Below are 17,479 nucleotides of genomic sequence, written 5' to 3' on the forward strand. Positions count from 1 at the left end.
ATGTCGTTGGTCGAGCACCTATACGAGTTGCGCACTCGTATGGTCATCTCGCTGCTGGCCATCATCGCCACCACCATCTTCGGGTTCGTCTGGTACAGCCACGGCTTCCTGGGCATCCCGTCGCTCGGCGACGTGCTGCGCGGGCCGTACTGCGATCTGCCTGCGTCGTCACGCGCGACGCTGACACCGGATGATTCGTGTCGCCTCCTGGCGACCGGTCCGTTCGACCAGTTCATGCTCCGGTTGAAGGTCGCGCTGACCGCGGGTGTGGTCCTCGCCTGCCCGGTGTGGATCTACCAGATCTGGCAGTTCATCACTCCGGGTCTGCACGCCCACGAACGTCGCTACGGCATCATGTTCGTCGCGATGGCGACGACCCTGTTCGTCAGCGGCGCGGTGCTCGCCTATCTGGTGGTGGCCAAGGCCTTCGACTTCCTGCTGACGGTCGGCAACGAGGTCCAGGTCACGGCGCTCGCCGGTGACCAGTACTTCGGCTTCATGCTCAATGTCCTGGTGATCTTCGGCGTCAGCTTCGAACTCCCGCTCCTGATCATCGCGCTGAACGTCGTCGGCGTGCTGACCTACGCCCGGTTGAAGAGCTGGCGCCGCGGGCTCATCTTCGCGGTCTTCGTCTTCGCCGCCATCGCGACACCGGGCCAGGATCCGTTCACGATGCTCGCACTGGCCCTCGCGCTCACCGTGCTGCTCGAGTTCGCGATCCAGTTCGCGCGGATCTTCGACCGGCGCAAGGCGAAGAAGGCGCCCGCATGGGCGGGCCTCTCCGATGACGAGGCCAGCCCACTGCCGCCGACGAAACCGATCGCCCCGGCATCGCCGATCCCGGCGCCGGCGAACGCGGTCGCCAACGCCACCCGTACGTCGACGCGGGCGCGCGAGACCTTCGACGACGTCCTGTGACCCAACTCGATTCGTTCACGTCGAGACTCGCTTTCCGACTCGACGACTTCCAGCGCCGCGCGTGTGAGGCGCTCGAGGGCGGCCACGGCGTGCTGGTGTGCGCACCGACCGGCGCGGGTAAGACCATCGTCGGCGAGTTCGCCGTCCATCTGGCCCTGGCCGGTGGCTCGAAGTGCTTCTACACCACGCCGATCAAGGCGCTCAGCAACCAGAAGTACAACGATCTCGTTGCCGTCCATGGGCACGAGTCGGTCGGGCTGCTGACCGGCGACAGTTCGATCAATCCCGATGCCCCGGTCGTCGTCATGACGACCGAGGTCGTGCGCAACATGATCTACGCCGAATCACGGGCACTGGACGGTCTGTCCCACGTCGTCATGGACGAGGTCCACTTCCTGGCGGACCGGTTCCGCGGGGCGGTGTGGGAAGAGGTGATCCTGCATCTCGAACCGTCGGTGCGCGTCGTCAGCCTGTCGGCGACGGTGAGCAACGCCGAGGAGTTCGGCGACTGGATCCAGACGGTGCGCGGCGACACCTCGGTGATCGTCGACGAACACCGTCCGGTGCCGCTGTCCCAGCACATGCTCGTCGGGCAGCGACTGTTCGACCTGTTCGATCCGGCCGACACCGGTCCGGCCCGCAAGGCCGGAACGCGACCGCGCGTCAATCCGGAGCTCAAACGCCAGATCCGGCACCGGATCCTGATGGCCGACGACGAGCGGGAGTCGTCGCGCGGCCGTGGCCGAGGACGTGGCGGCGCGCCCCGTCGACGCGACGGACGGGGACCCGCGCTCTCCCGGCCGAACCTCGTCACGCGACTCGACCGCGAGGGGCTGCTCCCCGCGATCGGGTTCATCTTCTCCCGTGTCGGTTGCGACGCCGCCCTGGCGCAGTGTCTGCGATCCGGGATCTCGCTTCTGACTCCCGCAGAGATCGGCGAGGTCGACGCGATCGTCGACCGCCACCTCACCGAACTGGCGCCGGCCGACCTCGACGTGCTCGGGGTGCATGAGTGGCGTGAGGGGCTGCGACGCGGACTGGCCTCGCACCATGCGGGGATGCTCCCGACCTTCCGGCACACGGTCGAGGAACTGTTCGTGCGCGGCCTGGTCCGGATGGTGTTCGCCACCGAGACGCTCGCGCTCGGCATCAACATGCCCGCTCGCTCGGTGGTTCTCGAGCGTCTCGTGAAGTACAACGGCGAATCGCACGTCGACCTGACGCCCGGCGAGTTCACGCAGCTGACCGGTCGCGCCGGCCGTCGCGGGATCGACGTCGAGGGTCACGCCGTCGTGGTGTGGACACCCGAGGTGGTTCCGGAGGAGGTCGCCGGCCTCGCCGGCGCGCGGACGTTCCCGCTGCGGAGTTCGTTCTCCCCGGAATACAACATGGCGGTCAACCTGCTCGGTCGATTGGGCCTGGACGGCGCGCGTGAGCTGCTCCATCGGTCGTTCGCCCAGTTCCAGGCCGATCGATCGGTCGTCGGTCAGGCGCGAAAGCTGGACGAGGCGCAACGGGCACTGCGCAAGCTCGACGGCGAGCTGGCCCGCGCCGCGCAAGCTCGGGGGTTGGAACCCGGTGGCGCCGAATCGGATTCGGACGACGGTCCGTACGCGGGCTTCCTGGGTTACATCACTTTGCGCGAGGACATCCGCCGCCGTGAACGAGATCTGAAGTACCGCAAGCGGGTCAATACACACGACGCCATCACCGCCGACCTGGCCGCACTCAAACGCGGTCATGTCATCGGCGTACCCGTCGGCCGGCACCGCGGTCTGGCTGTCATCATCGAACCGGCCACGCAGGCGCAGGATCCGAAGCCGCTCGTACTGACCGAGGACGCCTGGTGCGGACGCGTCGGTACCCGCGACTTCGTCAACCCGCCCGAGGTGCTGGGCAACATGCGGATGCCGAAGAACGCCGACCGACGCACCGGGCGCGGTCGCCGCGACCTGGCGTCGGCGTTGCGATCGACCGGCATCGAGATGCCGCGCGGACGTCAGAAGAAGCGCGCCGACGCCGCCGACGACACCGAACTCGCGAACCTTCGGCGAACCCTGCGCGCGCACCCGGCACATCAGCTGTCCAACGGTGACGAGCTGTTCCGGCTCGCCGAACGCCGTAACCGGCTGGTGCGCGACATCGTCAACGCCGAGCGCAGCATCGGGGAGCGGACGTCCACCCTCGGGGTCACCTTCGATCACATCGTCGGCGTCCTCAGCGAGCTGGGATATCTCGAGCGCGTCGCCGAGTCGACCGAGTCCACCGGGCACACGATGATGGTGACCGATTCGGGCAAGCTGCTCGGCCGTATCTACAGCGAGAGCGACCTGGTCGTGACCGAGTGCATCCGAGCCGGGGTCTGGGACGAGTTGTCACCCCCCGACCTCGCCGCGGTCGTCGCCGCACTCGTCTACGAGAGCCGGCGCGACAGTTACAGCGGGGTCGACGCCCTGCCCGGCAGCAGCTCGATGCGTGCGGCGATGGCCGCGACCGTCGAGATCTGGTCGCGGGTCACCGCGGTCGAGCAGCGTCATCGGGTCAGTCCGACACGCGAACCCGACACCGGTTTCTCGGTCGCCGTGGCCACGTGGGCGTCGGGTCGTTCGCTCGGCGAGGCCCTGTTGCTGGCGGGCGAACGCGGACAGCTGCTCTCTCCGGGCGACTTCGTGCGGTGGAACCGGCAGGTCGTGGACCTGCTCGAACAGATCCGACTCGGGGTGGGCTCCGACACGCGCCTCGGTGGGACGGCGCGGGCAGCGGTCAAGGCCATCCGCCGCGGCGTGGTCGCCGCCGAGCTCGGCTGAACCGCGCCGTCGACCTCCGCCGACGAGTGTGGGCCGGTGTCGGTTCACCGGACGACGCGACGCCGGGCCACGCGCGATGTTCGCTGATAGTGCCAGGCCGCTGAGGTAACGTTCATCCCGCATTCGGTGTCGGCGTGTCCTGCCCCGATACTGCCGCGACGTCACAGTTCGCCGGCACCCGTCCGGGTGAACGGCCGAGTGGGAGGGACTCATGACCGACCCGTACAACCCCAACCCGTCCCAGCCGAATCCCTCCGGTGAGCAGTCCGGTCCCGACGGCAAGACCGAGATCGTGAACCTCCCCGGCGCCACTCCGGCGGGCGCCCCGCAGGCCGACCCGACCACCATGGCCCCCAACCCGGGCTCCGCCAACCCCGGGTCACAGAACCCGGGTTATGGTCAGCCGCAACAGAATCCGTACCAACAGAATCCCTACCAGCAAAACCCGTACCAGCAGCCGGGTGGGCCGACGGGCCAGCCGCCCCAGTCGGCCCCGTCTCAGTCCCAGCCGACTCAGGTCGGTCATCCCGGCGGACAACCGGGGCAGTACGGACAACCGGCCGGTCAGCCCTACGGGCAGCCCGGCGGTCAGTATGGCGCCGAGCAATACGGAGCCGGTCAGTACGGGGGACCGGGTCAGTACGGGGCGGGTCAGTACGGGGCACCCGGACAGTACGGCCAGCAGCCCGCCGGCCAGGACCCGTACGCCCAGAACCAATACGGGCAGAACCAATACGGGCAGAACCAATACGGGCAGAACCAATACGGGGGCGGCGACCAGTTCAGCGGAATGGCGACCGGGAAGTCGAACAAGACCGCCCGGACGCTGATGTTCGTCGGCGGCGGCGCGCTGCTCCTCATCGCCGCGATCGTGCTGATCACCGCATTCCTCTTCCCCGGATGGGCACCGAAGAACCTCGATCAGCAGGCGGCGCAGGACGGCGTGCAGAAGATCCTCACCGAGGACTACCAGGCCAGCGACGTCTCCGACGTCCAGTGCCCGTCGGGGCAGCGGGTGGAGACCGGAGCATCGTTCACGTGCTCGGTCACCGTCGGCGGGCAGCAGCAGCAGGTCACCGTCACATTCATCGACGACGACGGCCGCTACGAGGTCTCGCGCCCCAGCTGACTCGACCGGCTGTGAGCTCCAGGCTCGGCAGGCTGTCACGTCCGGCCTCAGCCGGCTGCTACATGCGGCCTCAGCCGGCTGCTACATGCGGCCTCAGCCGGCCTGGGGCCAGCCGAGAGCCTTGGCCAGCCTCCCCACCGACGCTCCGATACCCAGCTCCTCGACGAGCTCCGCGAGGGCCGCGGGGTCGGCGGGCTCGGCCGGGAGGATGTCCGAACCGCTGTCGATCGTCTCGGCGTCGGTGCGCACGGAGACGACGGTCCGCGCCGCCTGCAGGTACTCGACCGAGGCGAGCAGTGCCTTGCGGCTCCGCGTCGGAACCGATGACGACGGGTCGGCGGCAGCCGCCTCCAGGGCGTCGAGGCTGCCGTACTCGGTGATCAGTTTCGCCGCGGTCTTCTCGCCGATACCGGCCACGCCCGGCAGACCGTCCGAGGGATCTCCGCGCAACATCGACATCTCCGCGTAGCCGATACCCGCGCGCTCGACCGGCACGCCGTATTTCTCGGCGACCTCCACCGGGCCCATCATCTCGGCCTTCGCCAGACCGCGGCCGACGTACAGGACGCGCACCGGGACGGGATCGTCGGCGACCACCTGCAGCAGGTCCCGGTCACCGCTGACCACGATCACCGGATCGTTCGCCTCGTCGTAGGCGAGCGTGCCGATCACGTCGTCGGCCTCACAACCGACGGCGCCCGAGGTGGCGATGCCCGCCGCCGACAGAACAGCCATGATCATGTCGACCTGCGGGGTGAGCGTGTCGGGTACCTCTTCGACGTCGATGTCCCGGCCCTCGACGTCGGTCCCGCCGTCGGGGACCGCGACGCGATGGGCCTTGTAGGTGGGGATCAGGTCGGTGCGGAACTCGGGGCGCCAGTCGAGATCGAGGCACACCACCAAGCGTGTGGGGCGTTCGCGCACCACGAGATTGGCGATCGTGTCGACGAAACCGCGTACCGCGTTGACCGGGCGCCCATCCGGGCTGGTCATCTTCTCCGGCAGCGCGAAGAACGATCGGAACCACAGGCTGGCGCCGTCGAGCAGCATCAACGAATCCGTCACCCCCACACTCTGTCATGAGTCGGCGGTAGTGTTCGTCGCATGGCATCTGGGAGCGGGGCAACACGGGTCGCGACGGCGGGCGAGGGGATCGGAGCCGGGCCGCTCTTCGAGGCGCAGGTGTATCGCGACCGGGTCCGCCGCGCCGCCGAACTCACCCGCGCCGCGGAGTTGGACGCGCTGGTCGTCGCCCCCGGGCCGGACCTGCGTTACCTGATCGGTTCCCGGGCGGAGACCTTCGAACGGCTCACGGCGCTGGTGATCCCCGCTACCGGTGATCCCCGACTGGTGATCGCGCGGCTCGAGGTCCCATCGCTGTCGTCCTCCGCGGTCGGTGATCTCGACATCGAGGTGGCCGACTGGGTCGACGGCGACGACGCCCACGCGCTGGCGCTGGCCGGATTGCCATCGAAGCCGCGGATCGCGGTCTCCGACTCCATGCCCGCCCTCCACGTCATCCCGCTGGCCCGACACACCGGCGCCACACCGCAATTGGCGACCGACGTGCTCCGCGAACTACGAATGATCAAGGACGCCGCGGAGATCGACGCGCTCCGCCGCGCGGGTGCCGCGATCGACCGGGTGCACGCGCGGATGGGGGACTGGCTGATCCCCGGCCGCACCGAACGCGAGGTGGCCGCCGACATCGCCGCCGCGATCCTCGAGGAGGGACACACTGAGGCGGCCTTCATCATCGTCGGGTCGGGACCGAATGGAGCCGATCCCCATCACGAGTTCTCCGACCGGGTCATCGAGCGGTCCGACATCGTCGTGATCGACATCGGCGGTCCGGTAGAGCCGGGCTACAACTCCGATTCCACGCGCACCTACTGCTTCGACGATCCGCCCGCCGAGATCGCCGACGCCTACGCCGCTCTGCTCGAGGCCCAACGCGCGGCGGTGGCCGCCGTCCGGCCGGGGGTGAGCGCGTCCTCGATCGACGCGGCGGCGCGTGATCTCCTGGCGGAGCGTGGCCTGGCCGATCGATTCATCCATCGGACGGGCCACGGGATCGGGCTGTCGGTGCACGAGGAGCCGTACATCGTCGGCGGCAACGACATTCCGTTGCGCCCGGGCATGGCGTTCAGCGTCGAGCCGGGGGTCTACGTGCCCGGTCACTGGGGTGCCCGCATCGAGGACATCGTCGTCGTGACCGATGACGGCTGCGAGTCGCTCAACAACCGCCCGCACGACCTCGTCCGGCTGTAGGACTCACACTGCTGCCGCGCGTCGTCGGTTCATCTCGTACGACAACGACATCGCTCTGACGCCGGGAGGCGGGCACGCCTGTCCGACCGTTGAACGTCATTTCGGCTGCTGGAATTCGATCGAGGTCCGTCGGGCGAGTCGAAGTTCGCTGATCGCGAGTTTGATCTATGGACGCGAACTAGTGGGTGGCGAGAAGCTCGGCGAGGAACGCTTCGACGACGGAGGACTTGGGTCGGGGTGGTCGGACGTCGATGACGTGGCTGATCGTCGCCCATGAGCGGCGTGCGTCGATGTGGGTGTGGCCGTCTGGGCGTGGGTGATCGCCGGGCCGGGGTGGTGGTCCGTGGATCTCGTCGCGCACGGTGTTCAGGTGGTGTGCGAACCGTCGGGGTATGTCGGGTCGACGGTTGAGGCGGTCGGGGTTGGGTGGCGCGCCGGGTTCGGCGTTCAACCGCCACACGCAGCGACCTTCGTCGGGTCCGGACCGAGCGATGCGGGTGGTGTATTGACCGGGCTTGTCGCCGACCATGCGGTTGTGGCGTGGGCACGCCGGGGCGAGGTCGTCGATGTTAGTGAGACCACCCTTGGCCCAGTCCTTCTGGGCGTGGTGGAGTTCGACGTGGGTGGCGGGCTGGTCACACCCGGGTGCCGAGCACACTTCACCGTCGGGGCGGGCAAACGACGCGAGGCGTTGTTCGCGCGTGGCGAGACGTTTGCCCCTACCGAAGTGCAGCGGCACGGTGGTGTGGTCTTTGAAGATCGCCAACCACGGTTGGATGTCGGCGGCCATCTCGATCAGGTCCGGGATGGGCAGCAGGGTGCCGGTAGCAGTGGTCGCGAGGCCGGCTTCACGAATCAGATCACCGAGGTCGGCTTTGATGATCAGCTGCACCGGCAGCCCACGATGCGAGGTGCCGAGAGTCCCGTCGGCGAATCCGGCGGCCAGCGCGGCATCGAGGGCGTCGTGATTGGTCTGGGCGGGGGTGCGGCCGTCGCGGTCGGCGGCGGCTGTCAGGGCGTCGGGGTCGGCGGTGCCGGCGGGCCCGGACGGAGACTGCGGGTCGTCGGGGTTGTTGAGGCCGGGTTTTCCCCAGACAGCGAACATCATCGTGAGTCGGGCGGCGAGTGCGGGGGTCAGGGTGCCCGAGATCTTGGCGGTGCCGTCAGCGCGTTGCCGTCCGATCCACAGGCCGCGGCGTCGTTTCTGGTCGGTGTCGTCGGTCAGGGTGCCGTCGGGGTCGAGGTGAGCGAGCAGGCGGGCACCGAGTTGGGTGATGTCGGCAGGGATGTGGTCGGCGGCGATCTCGGCCATCTGTCGTTCGGCGGCGACCTTGATGTCGTGGTCGATGGCCACCGGGATGCGGTCGAGGACGTCCAAGGCGGCCTGCACGTGCGCGGAGCCGACCGCACCCGCGGCGAACGCTTCAGCGAGGCACGGATGTTCAGGTGGTAGGACCTCGCCGCCGAGGCTGGTGCGGGTGGCGGTGGCATCCATCTGCTTACGACGCCGCATCGGGTTGGAGACCCGCAGCCGGTGGGTCATGTACTGCATGAGTGTCCGACAGCCTGCTTTGCGGGGCAGGTCGCGGGCCTCGACCTGATCGATCTGCCGGTCACCGGCCACGGTCAACCGTGCGATCGCTTTCTCGGTGTCGGCCGCCACATCCGCCAACTCGGTATCGGTACACGGCGCCAGGTCCACGGTCTGCAGTTCGTCGAGGATGCGGTGGAGGTCGGCCACCAGTTCGACGGCACGCGGTTGCGGCGTCGCGGATTCATCAGACATGGTCACCTCCCCCGAGAACCGTTGCTGCGAATGTACGTTCGAGTGTACATCAAAATGGACGCGCGTCAATCTCAAAAGCTATGTCATTCAACGCTATTCGGCGAGAGCGAGTTGTCGGTACCTCGTGATAGAGGGAAACCCCGATGCCGGCGATGCCGAGCGTTGACCCGACGAGGTCGATGCGCATGTGATGGGCCACCGCCCACCCGGCCGGCCGTCGGGAGTAGCAGTCGGTCATCGTGGCTCATACAGGTTGGTGCCGTCAGCGATCGGCAGATACGCGATGTCTCCGACACACGCCCGATTCGGGGCGCAAGCGGCGAAGTCGCGGCTCAGCAAGTCCGACCACGCATAGCATGATCAGCTTCCGTCCGCGCTGCCCGCGCGAGGGCTGCCTTCCGCCACCCGTGAACGATGAGCACGCGATCGTGAAAAGCTCGCATTGCCACCTCACCGGGTAGGTGTCGAGCCGCTTCGGCGACAAACGCCGAACGGCTCACAAGTTCGTCTCCCCGACGAAATACTCGACCGCCAACGGTCTTGCGGGTCAGTGCCGTAGCGGTCGAGCCAGTGACGCAGCGTGCCGCGCTCGTCGCCGAGATCGGCGGCGATATTACGCACCGTGGCCTCGGGGGTCGACTCGTACAAGTCCACCGCGTCCTGACGAAACCGCTCTCACTCGTGTCGTCGAGCCGTAGATCGATCGACTCGCTTCCTCCAGCTCGTTGCCGGATTCAACGTGTCCGAGATCTGGGGTCAGGTCACCCTCGGACCCCGAGCCGGTTGTCCTCGATGTCGCAGATCGCCGGTCACACCAGCGTGCGGAGTGCGTCACCGTTCGGGAAGTTCCGGCCGGCCTTGATGACTATGCGAATGAACCGGACCGAACCTGCTGACGACGCCAGCGCCCACGTCAAGCAGCGTCCGACTTCACACGTGGGCACTAGCTGAACAGCGACGCCGAACCCAGTACGCGACTCACGCTTATCTCGATCACGACGCGGCGCGGGTTCGGCCTGGGCTCCCGGTATCGCTGGGCGTAGCGCTGCTCGGCCTCGCGCACGCGCTCGGGCTCACGACGCACCGTGGCGGGACCCTCCAGGGTCAGCCATCGCGGGCCGTCGACGTTGGTGACGGCCGCGTAGCCACCCCGCTCGGTGTTGCGGACCTTCTGATTGCCGTCCGAGGTGATGACCCTCGCCAGGCCGGCGTCGGGATCCCAGGTGAACCCGACGGCCACGGCATGGGGGGTGCCGTCGGCGCGCAGCGTGGTGAGGGTCCCGAGGTGGCGTTCGACGAGGAAGGCGAGCGCATCGGGCCCGAGATCAGCGGCGTTACGAGGCATGACACCAAACTAGCCGCGACGCCGCACACGGTCGGTCGCGGGGCCGATGCGATACTGGCAGCCATGGCGTCACGCAGCAGATGGGCATCAGCGCGTCCGGACACCGACCCGTCCGGTGCCCTCGTGCTGTTCGGCGGCCGCAGCGAGATCGGCGTCGCCACCGCGGCGCGCCTCGCATCCGGGCGGACCGTCGTCCTGGCGGCCCGCCGTCCCGACGACCTCGCGGCCGAGTCCGCACGACTGCTCGAAGCCGGTGCAACCGAGGTACACACCGTCGCCTTCGACGCGAACGACACCGACAGCCACCCAACGCTCGTCGAGTCGTTGGCGCAGCGACACGGTCCGATCGGGATCGCGATCATCGCGTTCGGGATCCTCGGCGACCAGGCTCGCGCCGAAACCGATGTGCCGCATGCACTTCAGATCGCCCACACCGACTACTACGCCCACATCAGCGTGCTCACCCCGCTCGCTTCGGTACTGCGCACGCAGGGCTCCGGAACCATCATCGTCTTCTCCTCGGTCGCCGGTGTCCGGGTGCGCCGCGCCAACTACGTCTACGGGTCGACGAAGGCGGGCCTCGACGGATTTGCGAGCGGACTCGCGGATGCGCTGCACGGCACCGGCGCTCGCCTGCTGCTGGCCCGCCCGGGCTTCGTGATCGGCGCGATGACCCGCGACCTGATGGCGTCCGGGGTGAAGCCGGCCCCGCTGTCGCGGGATGCCGAGCAGGTCGCCGACGCGGTGGCTCATGCCTATCGCAAGGGCCGCGGCGAGGTCTGGATCCCGGGGACGTTGCGTCCGTTGTTCTTCGGGATGCGACTACTGCCGCGTGCCGTGTGGCGGAGACTGCCCCGATGACCTCCGCGGAATCCGCTGCGGTGATGTCCGCATTCGTCGTGGTGGGTATCGGCGCCGACGGTTGGTCCGGTCTGGGCGAGACCGTCCGCAACGAACTTCGCCGCGCCCGCGTGATCTACGGCGCTGCGCGGCAACTGGCGCTCCTCGACGGCGCGGTGCCCGAACTGGACGCCGAACTGCGACCGTGGCGGTCGCCGATGTCTGAACACCTCGCAGAAGTGGTCGAGAGCGAGGCCGCGGACGCCGTTCACCCGGACACGATCCACATCCTGGCGAGCGGCGACCCGATGTTCCACGGCGTCGGTGCGAGCATCATCGCGCGCGTCGGTGCCGACCGGGTACGGGTGTATCCGGCCGTGTCGAGCGCGAGCCTCGCCTGTGCGCGTCTGGGCTGGGACCTCGCCACGACCCGGATCGTCAGTGCGGTGCGCGCCGAGCCGGGAGTCGTGCTCGGCGAGGTCACCGACGGGGCTCGCGTACTGGTCTTGAGCCGCGACGAGACCACACCCGCCGCACTCGCCGGCATCCTGGTCGACGCCGGTTTCGGTACGTCCACGATGACCGTCCTCGAGCAGCTCGGTGGGCCGGCCGAACAGATCGCCGCCGGTACCGCCGAGACCTGGCGCCGTCGGGCCGGCGACCCGCTCAACATCGTCGCCCTCGACTGCGTCGGACCCCGCCGGTCCCGGCTCCCGGGGCGGCCGGACGACACCTACGAACACGACGGACAGATCACCAAGTCGACGATCCGTGCCCTTTCCGTGTGTGCGCTGGAACCGGGCGGCGCGCAGATCCTCTGGGACATCGGGGCCGGGTCGGGCAGTGTGACGATCGAGTGGTTGCGCGCGGACGACCGGGGAGTGGCGGTTGCTTTCGAACGCGATCCCGATCGCGCTGATCGGTTGCGGCGCAACGCCACCCGGCACGGGGTGGCGCATCGGCTGTCGGTGCGGGGCCCGGCTCCCGACGACCTGTCCGACGCGCCGCAGCCGGATGCCGTCTTCATCGGTGGCGGACTGGACGAGGCGATCCTCTCGCTCGTCTGGGCCAGGCTGCCGGACTCGGGGCGGCTCGTCGTGAACGCGGTGACCGTGGAGAACCAGACGCTCGTCACGCGTTGGCACGCCCGACACGGCGGTGACCTACGACGCCTGTCGGTCGAAACCGTCGCACCGCTCGGCACGATGCACACCTGGCGCCCCGCGCTGCCGATCGTGCAGTGGGCCGTCGCGAAGACGGCACCCCACGCTGCCGCCGCGGATTCGCTGGAGGCGCTCCGTTGACCGTCTACTTCATCGGGGCCGGCCCGGGTTCGCCCGATCTCATCACGGTGCGCGGAGCGCGGCTGCTGGGGGAGTGTCAGACCTGTGTCTATGCCGGGTCACTGGTGCCCTCGGAACTGCTCGACCTGTGTCCCGACGGCGCCGAACTGGTCGACACGGCCCGGATGCCGTTGTCGGACATCATCGATGTCATCGCGGCGGCCGTCGATAAGGGGCACGACGTGGCCCGTCTGCACTCGGGTGACCTCTCGGTGTACTCGGCGATGTCCGAGCAGCAGCGGGAACTGATCGCGCGTGGAATCGATCATGAAATCGTGCCCGGTGTCCCGGCGTTCGCGGCTGCCGCGGCGGCACTCGACACCGAACTCACCATCCCCGGTGTCGGCCAGAGCCTACTGATCACGAGGGTCTCCACCCTGTCGACGGACATGCCGCCGGGGGAGGATCTCGCGACCCTGGCCCGGACGGGGGTGACACTCGCGCTGCATCTCGCAGCCCATCGGGCCGAGGAGATCGTGGCGGCGCTCACCCCGCACTACGGCGATGACTGCCCCACCGCCACAGTCGCTTTCGCCAGTCGGGAGAACGAGCAGATCGTGCGGTGTCCGCTGAACCGATTGCCCGAGGCCCTCGACGCCGCCGACATCCGGAGGACCGCGGTCATCTTCGTCGGTCACGTGCTCGGTCCGCGCCGGTCGGACGTCACCGACAGCTATCTGTACTCGCATGCGCGGATGACCAAACTCCGCGCTGATCGCCACTCGACGTCGTGACCGACCAGAGCCCGCCGGATCCTGTTCCGCACGTCCTGATCCTGGGCGGGACCGGGGAGGCGCGTGCGCTCGCCTCGACCCTCGCTGACACCGACATCGCGTTCATCAGTTCCCTCGCCGGCCGGGTGAAACACCCCCGTCTACCGGTCGGTCCGGTGCGCATCGGCGGGTTCGGCGGATCCGACGGACTCCGGGAGTGGTTGCAGAGCAACCGCATTCAGGCAGTGGTCGACGCGACCCATCCGTTTGCCGCGACCATCACCCGCAACGCGGCGCGAGCCACCGCCGATGCGGGTGTCCCGCTGTTGCGGCTGCGCCGGGATCCGTGGGTGCCCGGCGACACCGACACGTGGATCCGTGTGCCCGACCTGCCCGCTGCCGCGCGGGAGGTGGCCGCCCGGGGCCGCCGCGTCTTCCTGACCACCGGGCGCCAGGACGTCGGTGTCTTCGCGGGGATCGATTCGGCGTGGTTCCTGATCCGGGTCGTCGACGCCCCGACCGGAGCGCTTCCGCCGCATCACGAGGTGTTGCGCTCGCGGGGGCCCTATGATCACCGGTCGGAGCGAGAGCTGCTGCGTGACAACGACATCGATTTGCTGGTCACGAAGAACAGCGGCGGAACGCTGACCTCCGCCAAGCTGGCGGCCGCGGCCGAACTCGGCATCGCGGTCATCATGGTCGACCGGCCCGCCGAACCCGACACGCCGGTCGTTTCAGATGTCGGTGCCGCCCGGAACTGGCTCGAGGAGCTGTCCGGCTGAGTGGTCGGCGGTGTGATCGTCGCTGTCGACCGGGTGGTGACTGCGCGGCGTGAACACCAACGTTCCGGCCGCGCGCGGCACGACCTTTGTGGCCGACGACCCGATGATGATCATCGTGCGCATGTCGACGACCGCGGGATCGAAGTCCGCGACAGTGGTCGTGATGAGTTGCTGCTCCGGACCACCGACGTCCCGTCCGAGGATGACGACGCGATCGGGCGACACCGTCTGCGAGAGAGTGTGTTTGAGGGCCCCGACCTGCCAGGTGCGGCTCGCCGAGCCCGGGTTGTAGATGGCGATCACCAGGTCGGCGCCGAGTGCGGCTCGGATGCGCCGTTCGATGACCGACCACGGCTTCAACCGGTCGGAGAGCGAGATGATCGCGAAGTCATGCCCGAGGGGCGCTCCCACGGCAGCGGCGACCGCGGTCGCCGCCGTGACGCCGGGCACCACACGGACGGGCACCTCGTGCCACCGGGGCTGTGCGGCGACCTCGGCGACCGCGGCGGCCATCGCGAACACGCCGGGATCACCGGACGAGACGACGACGACGCGAGCGCCGCGTCGAGCGAGGTCGAGCGCGAACTCGGCCCGCTCGGCCTCGACCCGGTTGTCGCTGGCGTGTACTCGCTGCCCCGGCCGCGGGGTGACGCGCTTGAGATAGGTGGTGTAACCGACGAGGTCGGTGGCCGTGGCCAGCTCCGCGCGGACCTCCGGGGTGGTCCAGCTGTCGTGACCCGGTCCGAGCCCCACGACGACGAGCTCACCGGGGACGGGCTCCGGCTCGAACCTCGGATTGTTGCGACGTCCCGGGACGACGAGGATCGAGAAGTACGGCACCTCCGCGGGATTCACGTCGGCGGCCGGCAGCACCCGCTCGACGGTCGTCGAGGCGCGCTCGACGTAGAAGGCCTCGTCGAGACGCCCGGCCTCGCGGAGTGCGTCGCGCACCCGCTCGAAGGTCCGACCGAGTTTCATGACCACGATCGCGTCCGCGGACCGGAAACGGAAGAGCAGCTCCGAGGTCGACGCGGTGCCGGGCACGACGGTCAGCGTCTCCTCGCCCTCGACGAGCGGGACCCCGGACGCCGCGGACGCCGCGCTCACCGAGGTGACGCCGGGCACGATCTCGGCGTCGAAATGCGGTGCCAGGCGTTTGTGCATGTGCATATAAGAGCTATAGAAAAGTGGATCGCCCTCGGCGAGCAGGACGACATCGCGACCCGCGCGCAGGTGCACCGCGAGACGTTCGGCGCTCTCGGCGTAGAAGTCGTCGAGCGCGCCCTGATACCCGCCGGGGTGGTCGGTCGTCTCGGTGGTGACCGGGTACATGAGACGTTCCTCGGTCTGGCCGTCACGCAGGTAGGGTGCGGCCACCGATCGCGCGATGCTGTTGCCGTGTCGCGCAGAGTGATACGCGATCACGTCCGCGGTGCTGATCAGGCGGGCGGCCTTGACGGTCATCAGCTCGCTGTCACCCGGGCCGAGTCCGATGCCGTAGAGCGTGCCCGGACCTGACTTCTGTCCGGCTGCGGTGCTGTCAGAGTTCATAAGGTCCACCATCATTCCTGCGGGGTCGCGAGCGCGTTGACCGCGGCCGCGGTGATCGCCGACCCGCCGCGCCGGCCCGTGACCGTGATGAATTCGAGGTCGTCGCGTTCGGCCAGTGCCGCGCAGGATTCGACCGCGCCGACGAAACCGACGGGTGCCCCGACGATGGCGGCGGGACGCGGTGCGCCGTCGTCGATCATGTCCAGGAGCGCGAACAGTGCGGTCGGCGCGTTGCCGATCGCGACCACCGCACCTTCCAGGCGCGGCCGCCAGAACTCCAGTGCCGCAGCGGTCCTCGTGGTTCCCATCTTCTCGGCAAGAGCCGGAAGAGTGGGTTCCGACAGGTGGCAGAGCACCTCGTTGTCCGCGGGGAGACGCTTACGCGTGATCCCGGACGCCACCATGTTCGCGTCGCAGAGGATCGGGCCGCCGGCTTCGAGGGCCCCGCGCGCGGCGGCCACGACACCGGGCGTCGCGACCACGTCGCGCGTCAGGTCGGTCTGGCCGCACGCGTGGATCATGCGGACGACAACGGTCGCGACGTCGGGTGCGAACGCGGAGAGATCGGACTCGGCGCGGATCGTGGCGAAGGACTGGCGGTAGATCGCGGCGCCGTCACGCAGGTACTCGGTCATGGTGGGAACGAGCCTAACGGCGCCGCCGTTCGTATCCGCCGTCGGGCGTGGCCTGCACCGACAGGTGCGATTCCGCCGGCGACCCGCAGCCACGGGCGCAGCCCACCCAGTGTTCACGCTCCTCGACGGGGTCGCCGTCCTGCACCCGGGCCATCAGGTCGTCCCGGACCGGCGCGTGCGCGGACGAGCAACCCGGGGCTCCCACGCAGCAGCTGACCTGCGCCCATGGCGAAGCGGCGTCGAAGATCAGACCCATCGGTGCGAGCACGCGGACAACGGTTTCGGCCACGCCTTCGCCGAGGTCGCACAGGAGGATCTCGCGGTCGGGGGTGATCACGACCGGCGCCTGCACACCCGCGATGAATTCCGCCAGTCGGGCCGGCAAGCGTCCGAGTTCGACGACCGCGCCGAGCAGCACCGCGCCGTCGTCCTGGTCGAACCAACCGACGATCGGTTCCCCCGCAGCGACCGGTGCCGCGTCCGGGTCGGCCCCGATGACGGGATCCAGCGTCGAGGCGATGAGTTCCGTGAGCCGGCGCCGGGAGACGTCGTCGAGGTCGCGGACCCGCCAGGCGCCGGGCGAGACCTCGCCCAGACCCGCGGCCACCGCGATGAGCGCGCGCACGATCGCCTCCGTACCGGTGGCCGATCCGACGGCCGTCCCGCCGATGAGCACATCCGCGGCCAGGGGAGTGCCGCCCCGGATCACCGCGCACGCATCGGGTCGTCGTCCGGCGATGTCACCGCGCCCGTCGTCGATGCCGAACAGGAAGCGGCCGGACAGGTTGGCGGCGGCCGGGTCGGCCCGCAGGGCGTCGTCGAGGGCCGCGGCGAGCGCACGCGCATCGGCGACGCCGCCGATGCGGCCGGTCAGGGGGCTGAGCTCGATGTTGCGCACCTTGTCGTGGCTGCTGCTCGGCGCGAGCCCGGCGGCGACGACGGCCTGCGCGACGGCTTCGACGTCGGTGATCCCGCGCAGCTGGAGGTTGCCGCGCACCGTCAGCTCCAGGTGCCCGTCGGCGTGGTCGGCGGCGGCCCGGGCGAGCATCTCCAGCTGGTCCGGACGGATCCGTCCGCCCGGCAGCCGGACACGGGCCAACGCGCCGTCGGCCGCCGGGTGCGTGTCGAAGACGCCTGGGCAACGGTCGGTGGCGGCCCGGGCTGGCTGGTTCATCCCACCAGCCTACGACCGGCGGGCGCGGTGGCCGTAGGCTGAACGCACCGCGAGCGGGCTGAAGCCGGTGCGATTCCGGCGCGGTCGCGCCACTGTGACCGGGGGTCGGCATCGGCCGGACATCCGGAAGTCAGACCAGTCCCTCGCACTGCACCCGCCACCCACGGCACCGACACGCACCGGGC

Annotated in this window: 14 protein-coding genes and 1 pseudogene; 8 read left to right on the forward strand and 7 right to left on the reverse strand. The window is 69.2% G+C overall.

Going from position 1 to position 17,479, the window contains the following annotated elements; genetic code table 11:
- The 3 genes from tatC (at nt 1) to AS181_RS04705 (ending at nt 4,854) form a co-directional block, all read left to right on the forward strand.
- Nucleotides 1-918 (forward strand): twin-arginine translocase subunit TatC, encoded by a 918-nt coding sequence (gene tatC, locus AS181_RS04695; RefSeq protein WP_091344258.1) that lies wholly within the window; start codon nt 1-3, stop codon nt 916-918.
- Entirely contained in the window at nt 915-3,725 is a 2,811-nt protein-coding gene (locus tag AS181_RS04700; RefSeq protein ID WP_058250437.1) for a DEAD/DEAH box helicase, read from the forward strand. Before tatC ends, AS181_RS04700 begins: the two co-directional genes overlap by 4 nt.
- A 211-nt stretch (nt 3,726-3,936) precedes the next feature.
- The gene (locus tag AS181_RS04705; RefSeq protein ID WP_058250438.1) at nt 3,937-4,854 is read left to right on the forward strand and encodes a DUF4333 domain-containing protein; all 918 of its coding nucleotides are present in this window, start codon (nt 3,937-3,939) and stop codon (nt 4,852-4,854) included.
- A 93-nt stretch (nt 4,855-4,947) separates the two neighbouring features.
- Here AS181_RS04705 and AS181_RS04710 read toward each other — a convergent pair whose 3' ends face one another.
- On the reverse strand, nt 4,948-5,904 hold the full coding sequence (locus AS181_RS04710; RefSeq protein ID WP_058250584.1) for a 5'-3' exonuclease: 957 nt from the start codon (nt 5,902-5,904) through the stop codon (nt 4,948-4,950).
- Between the two features lie 54 nt (nt 5,905-5,958).
- Here AS181_RS04710 and AS181_RS04715 point away from each other — a divergent pair, with 54 nt between their 5' ends.
- Entirely contained in the window at nt 5,959-7,125 is a 1,167-nt protein-coding gene (locus AS181_RS04715; protein ID WP_082652862.1) for a M24 family metallopeptidase, read from the forward strand.
- A 178-nt stretch (nt 7,126-7,303) separates the two neighbouring features.
- Here the strand turns inward: AS181_RS04715 and AS181_RS04720 are convergent, their stop codons facing one another.
- The 3 genes and pseudogenes from AS181_RS04720 to AS181_RS04725 form a co-directional block, all read right to left on the reverse strand.
- On the reverse strand, nt 7,304-8,911 hold the full coding sequence (locus AS181_RS04720) for an HNH endonuclease signature motif containing protein (RefSeq protein ID WP_058250586.1): 1,608 nt from the start codon (nt 8,909-8,911) through the stop codon (nt 7,304-7,306).
- 148 nt (nt 8,912-9,059) lie between these two features.
- Nucleotides 9,060-9,565: pseudogene (locus AS181_RS25745) on the reverse strand (hypothetical protein); the annotation flags it as partial.
- 289 nt (nt 9,566-9,854) lie between these two features.
- On the reverse strand, nt 9,855-10,256 hold the full coding sequence (locus tag AS181_RS04725) for a PPOX class F420-dependent oxidoreductase (RefSeq protein WP_058250439.1): 402 nt from the start codon (nt 10,254-10,256) through the stop codon (nt 9,855-9,857).
- A 63-nt stretch (nt 10,257-10,319) separates the two neighbouring features.
- Here AS181_RS04725 and AS181_RS04730 point away from each other — a divergent pair, with 63 nt between their 5' ends.
- Genes AS181_RS04730 through AS181_RS04745 form a run of 4 tightly spaced genes read left to right on the forward strand, consistent with a single transcriptional unit; the run spans nt 10,320 to nt 13,934 of the window.
- Nucleotides 10,320-11,117 carry an SDR family NAD(P)-dependent oxidoreductase gene (locus AS181_RS04730; protein ID WP_082652863.1) on the forward strand — a complete coding sequence of 266 codons (798 nt, stop codon included), beginning with the start codon at nt 10,320-10,322 and terminating at the stop codon, nt 11,115-11,117.
- Nucleotides 11,114-12,400, forward strand: coding sequence for a bifunctional cobalt-precorrin-7 (C(5))-methyltransferase/cobalt-precorrin-6B (C(15))-methyltransferase (locus AS181_RS04735; RefSeq protein WP_058250588.1), 1,287 nt, complete (start codon nt 11,114-11,116; stop codon nt 12,398-12,400). The genes AS181_RS04730 and AS181_RS04735 overlap by 4 nt, the downstream gene beginning before the upstream one ends.
- Nucleotides 12,397-13,173: a precorrin-4 C(11)-methyltransferase gene (cobM, locus tag AS181_RS04740; RefSeq protein WP_058250589.1), complete on the forward strand. Its 777-nt coding sequence runs from the start codon at nt 12,397-12,399 to the stop codon at nt 13,171-13,173. Before AS181_RS04735 ends, cobM begins: the two co-directional genes overlap by 4 nt.
- Nucleotides 13,170-13,934, forward strand: coding sequence for a cobalt-precorrin-6A reductase (locus AS181_RS04745; RefSeq protein ID WP_058250440.1), 765 nt, complete (start codon nt 13,170-13,172; stop codon nt 13,932-13,934). The genes cobM and AS181_RS04745 overlap by 4 nt, the downstream gene beginning before the upstream one ends.
- On the opposite strand, the gene AS181_RS04750 is transcribed toward AS181_RS04745, so the two are convergent.
- The 3 genes from AS181_RS04750 to cobG are packed head-to-tail and all read right to left on the reverse strand — an operon-like array spanning nt 13,887 to nt 17,294.
- Complete coding sequence (locus AS181_RS04750; protein WP_058250441.1) at nt 13,887-15,485, reverse strand: precorrin-2 C(20)-methyltransferase; 1,599 nt, start codon at nt 15,483-15,485, stop codon at nt 13,887-13,889. The two genes, AS181_RS04745 and AS181_RS04750, sit on opposite strands and share 48 nt — an antisense overlap.
- An 11-nt stretch (nt 15,486-15,496) precedes the next feature.
- A complete protein-coding gene (locus AS181_RS04755; protein ID WP_058250442.1) occupies nt 15,497-16,120 on the reverse strand; it encodes a precorrin-8X methylmutase in 624 nt (207 codons plus the stop codon).
- Nucleotides 16,121-16,133: 13 nt separating this feature from the next.
- Entirely contained in the window at nt 16,134-17,294 is a 1,161-nt protein-coding gene (gene cobG / locus AS181_RS04760; RefSeq protein ID WP_058250443.1) for a precorrin-3B synthase, read from the reverse strand.
- Between the last annotated feature and the right edge of the window lie 185 nt (nt 17,295-17,479).

The sequence above is a fragment of the Gordonia sp. SGD-V-85 genome (assembly GCF_001456905.1).
In the GTDB taxonomy this organism is placed as follows: domain Bacteria; phylum Actinomycetota; class Actinomycetes; order Mycobacteriales; family Mycobacteriaceae; genus Gordonia; species Gordonia hongkongensis.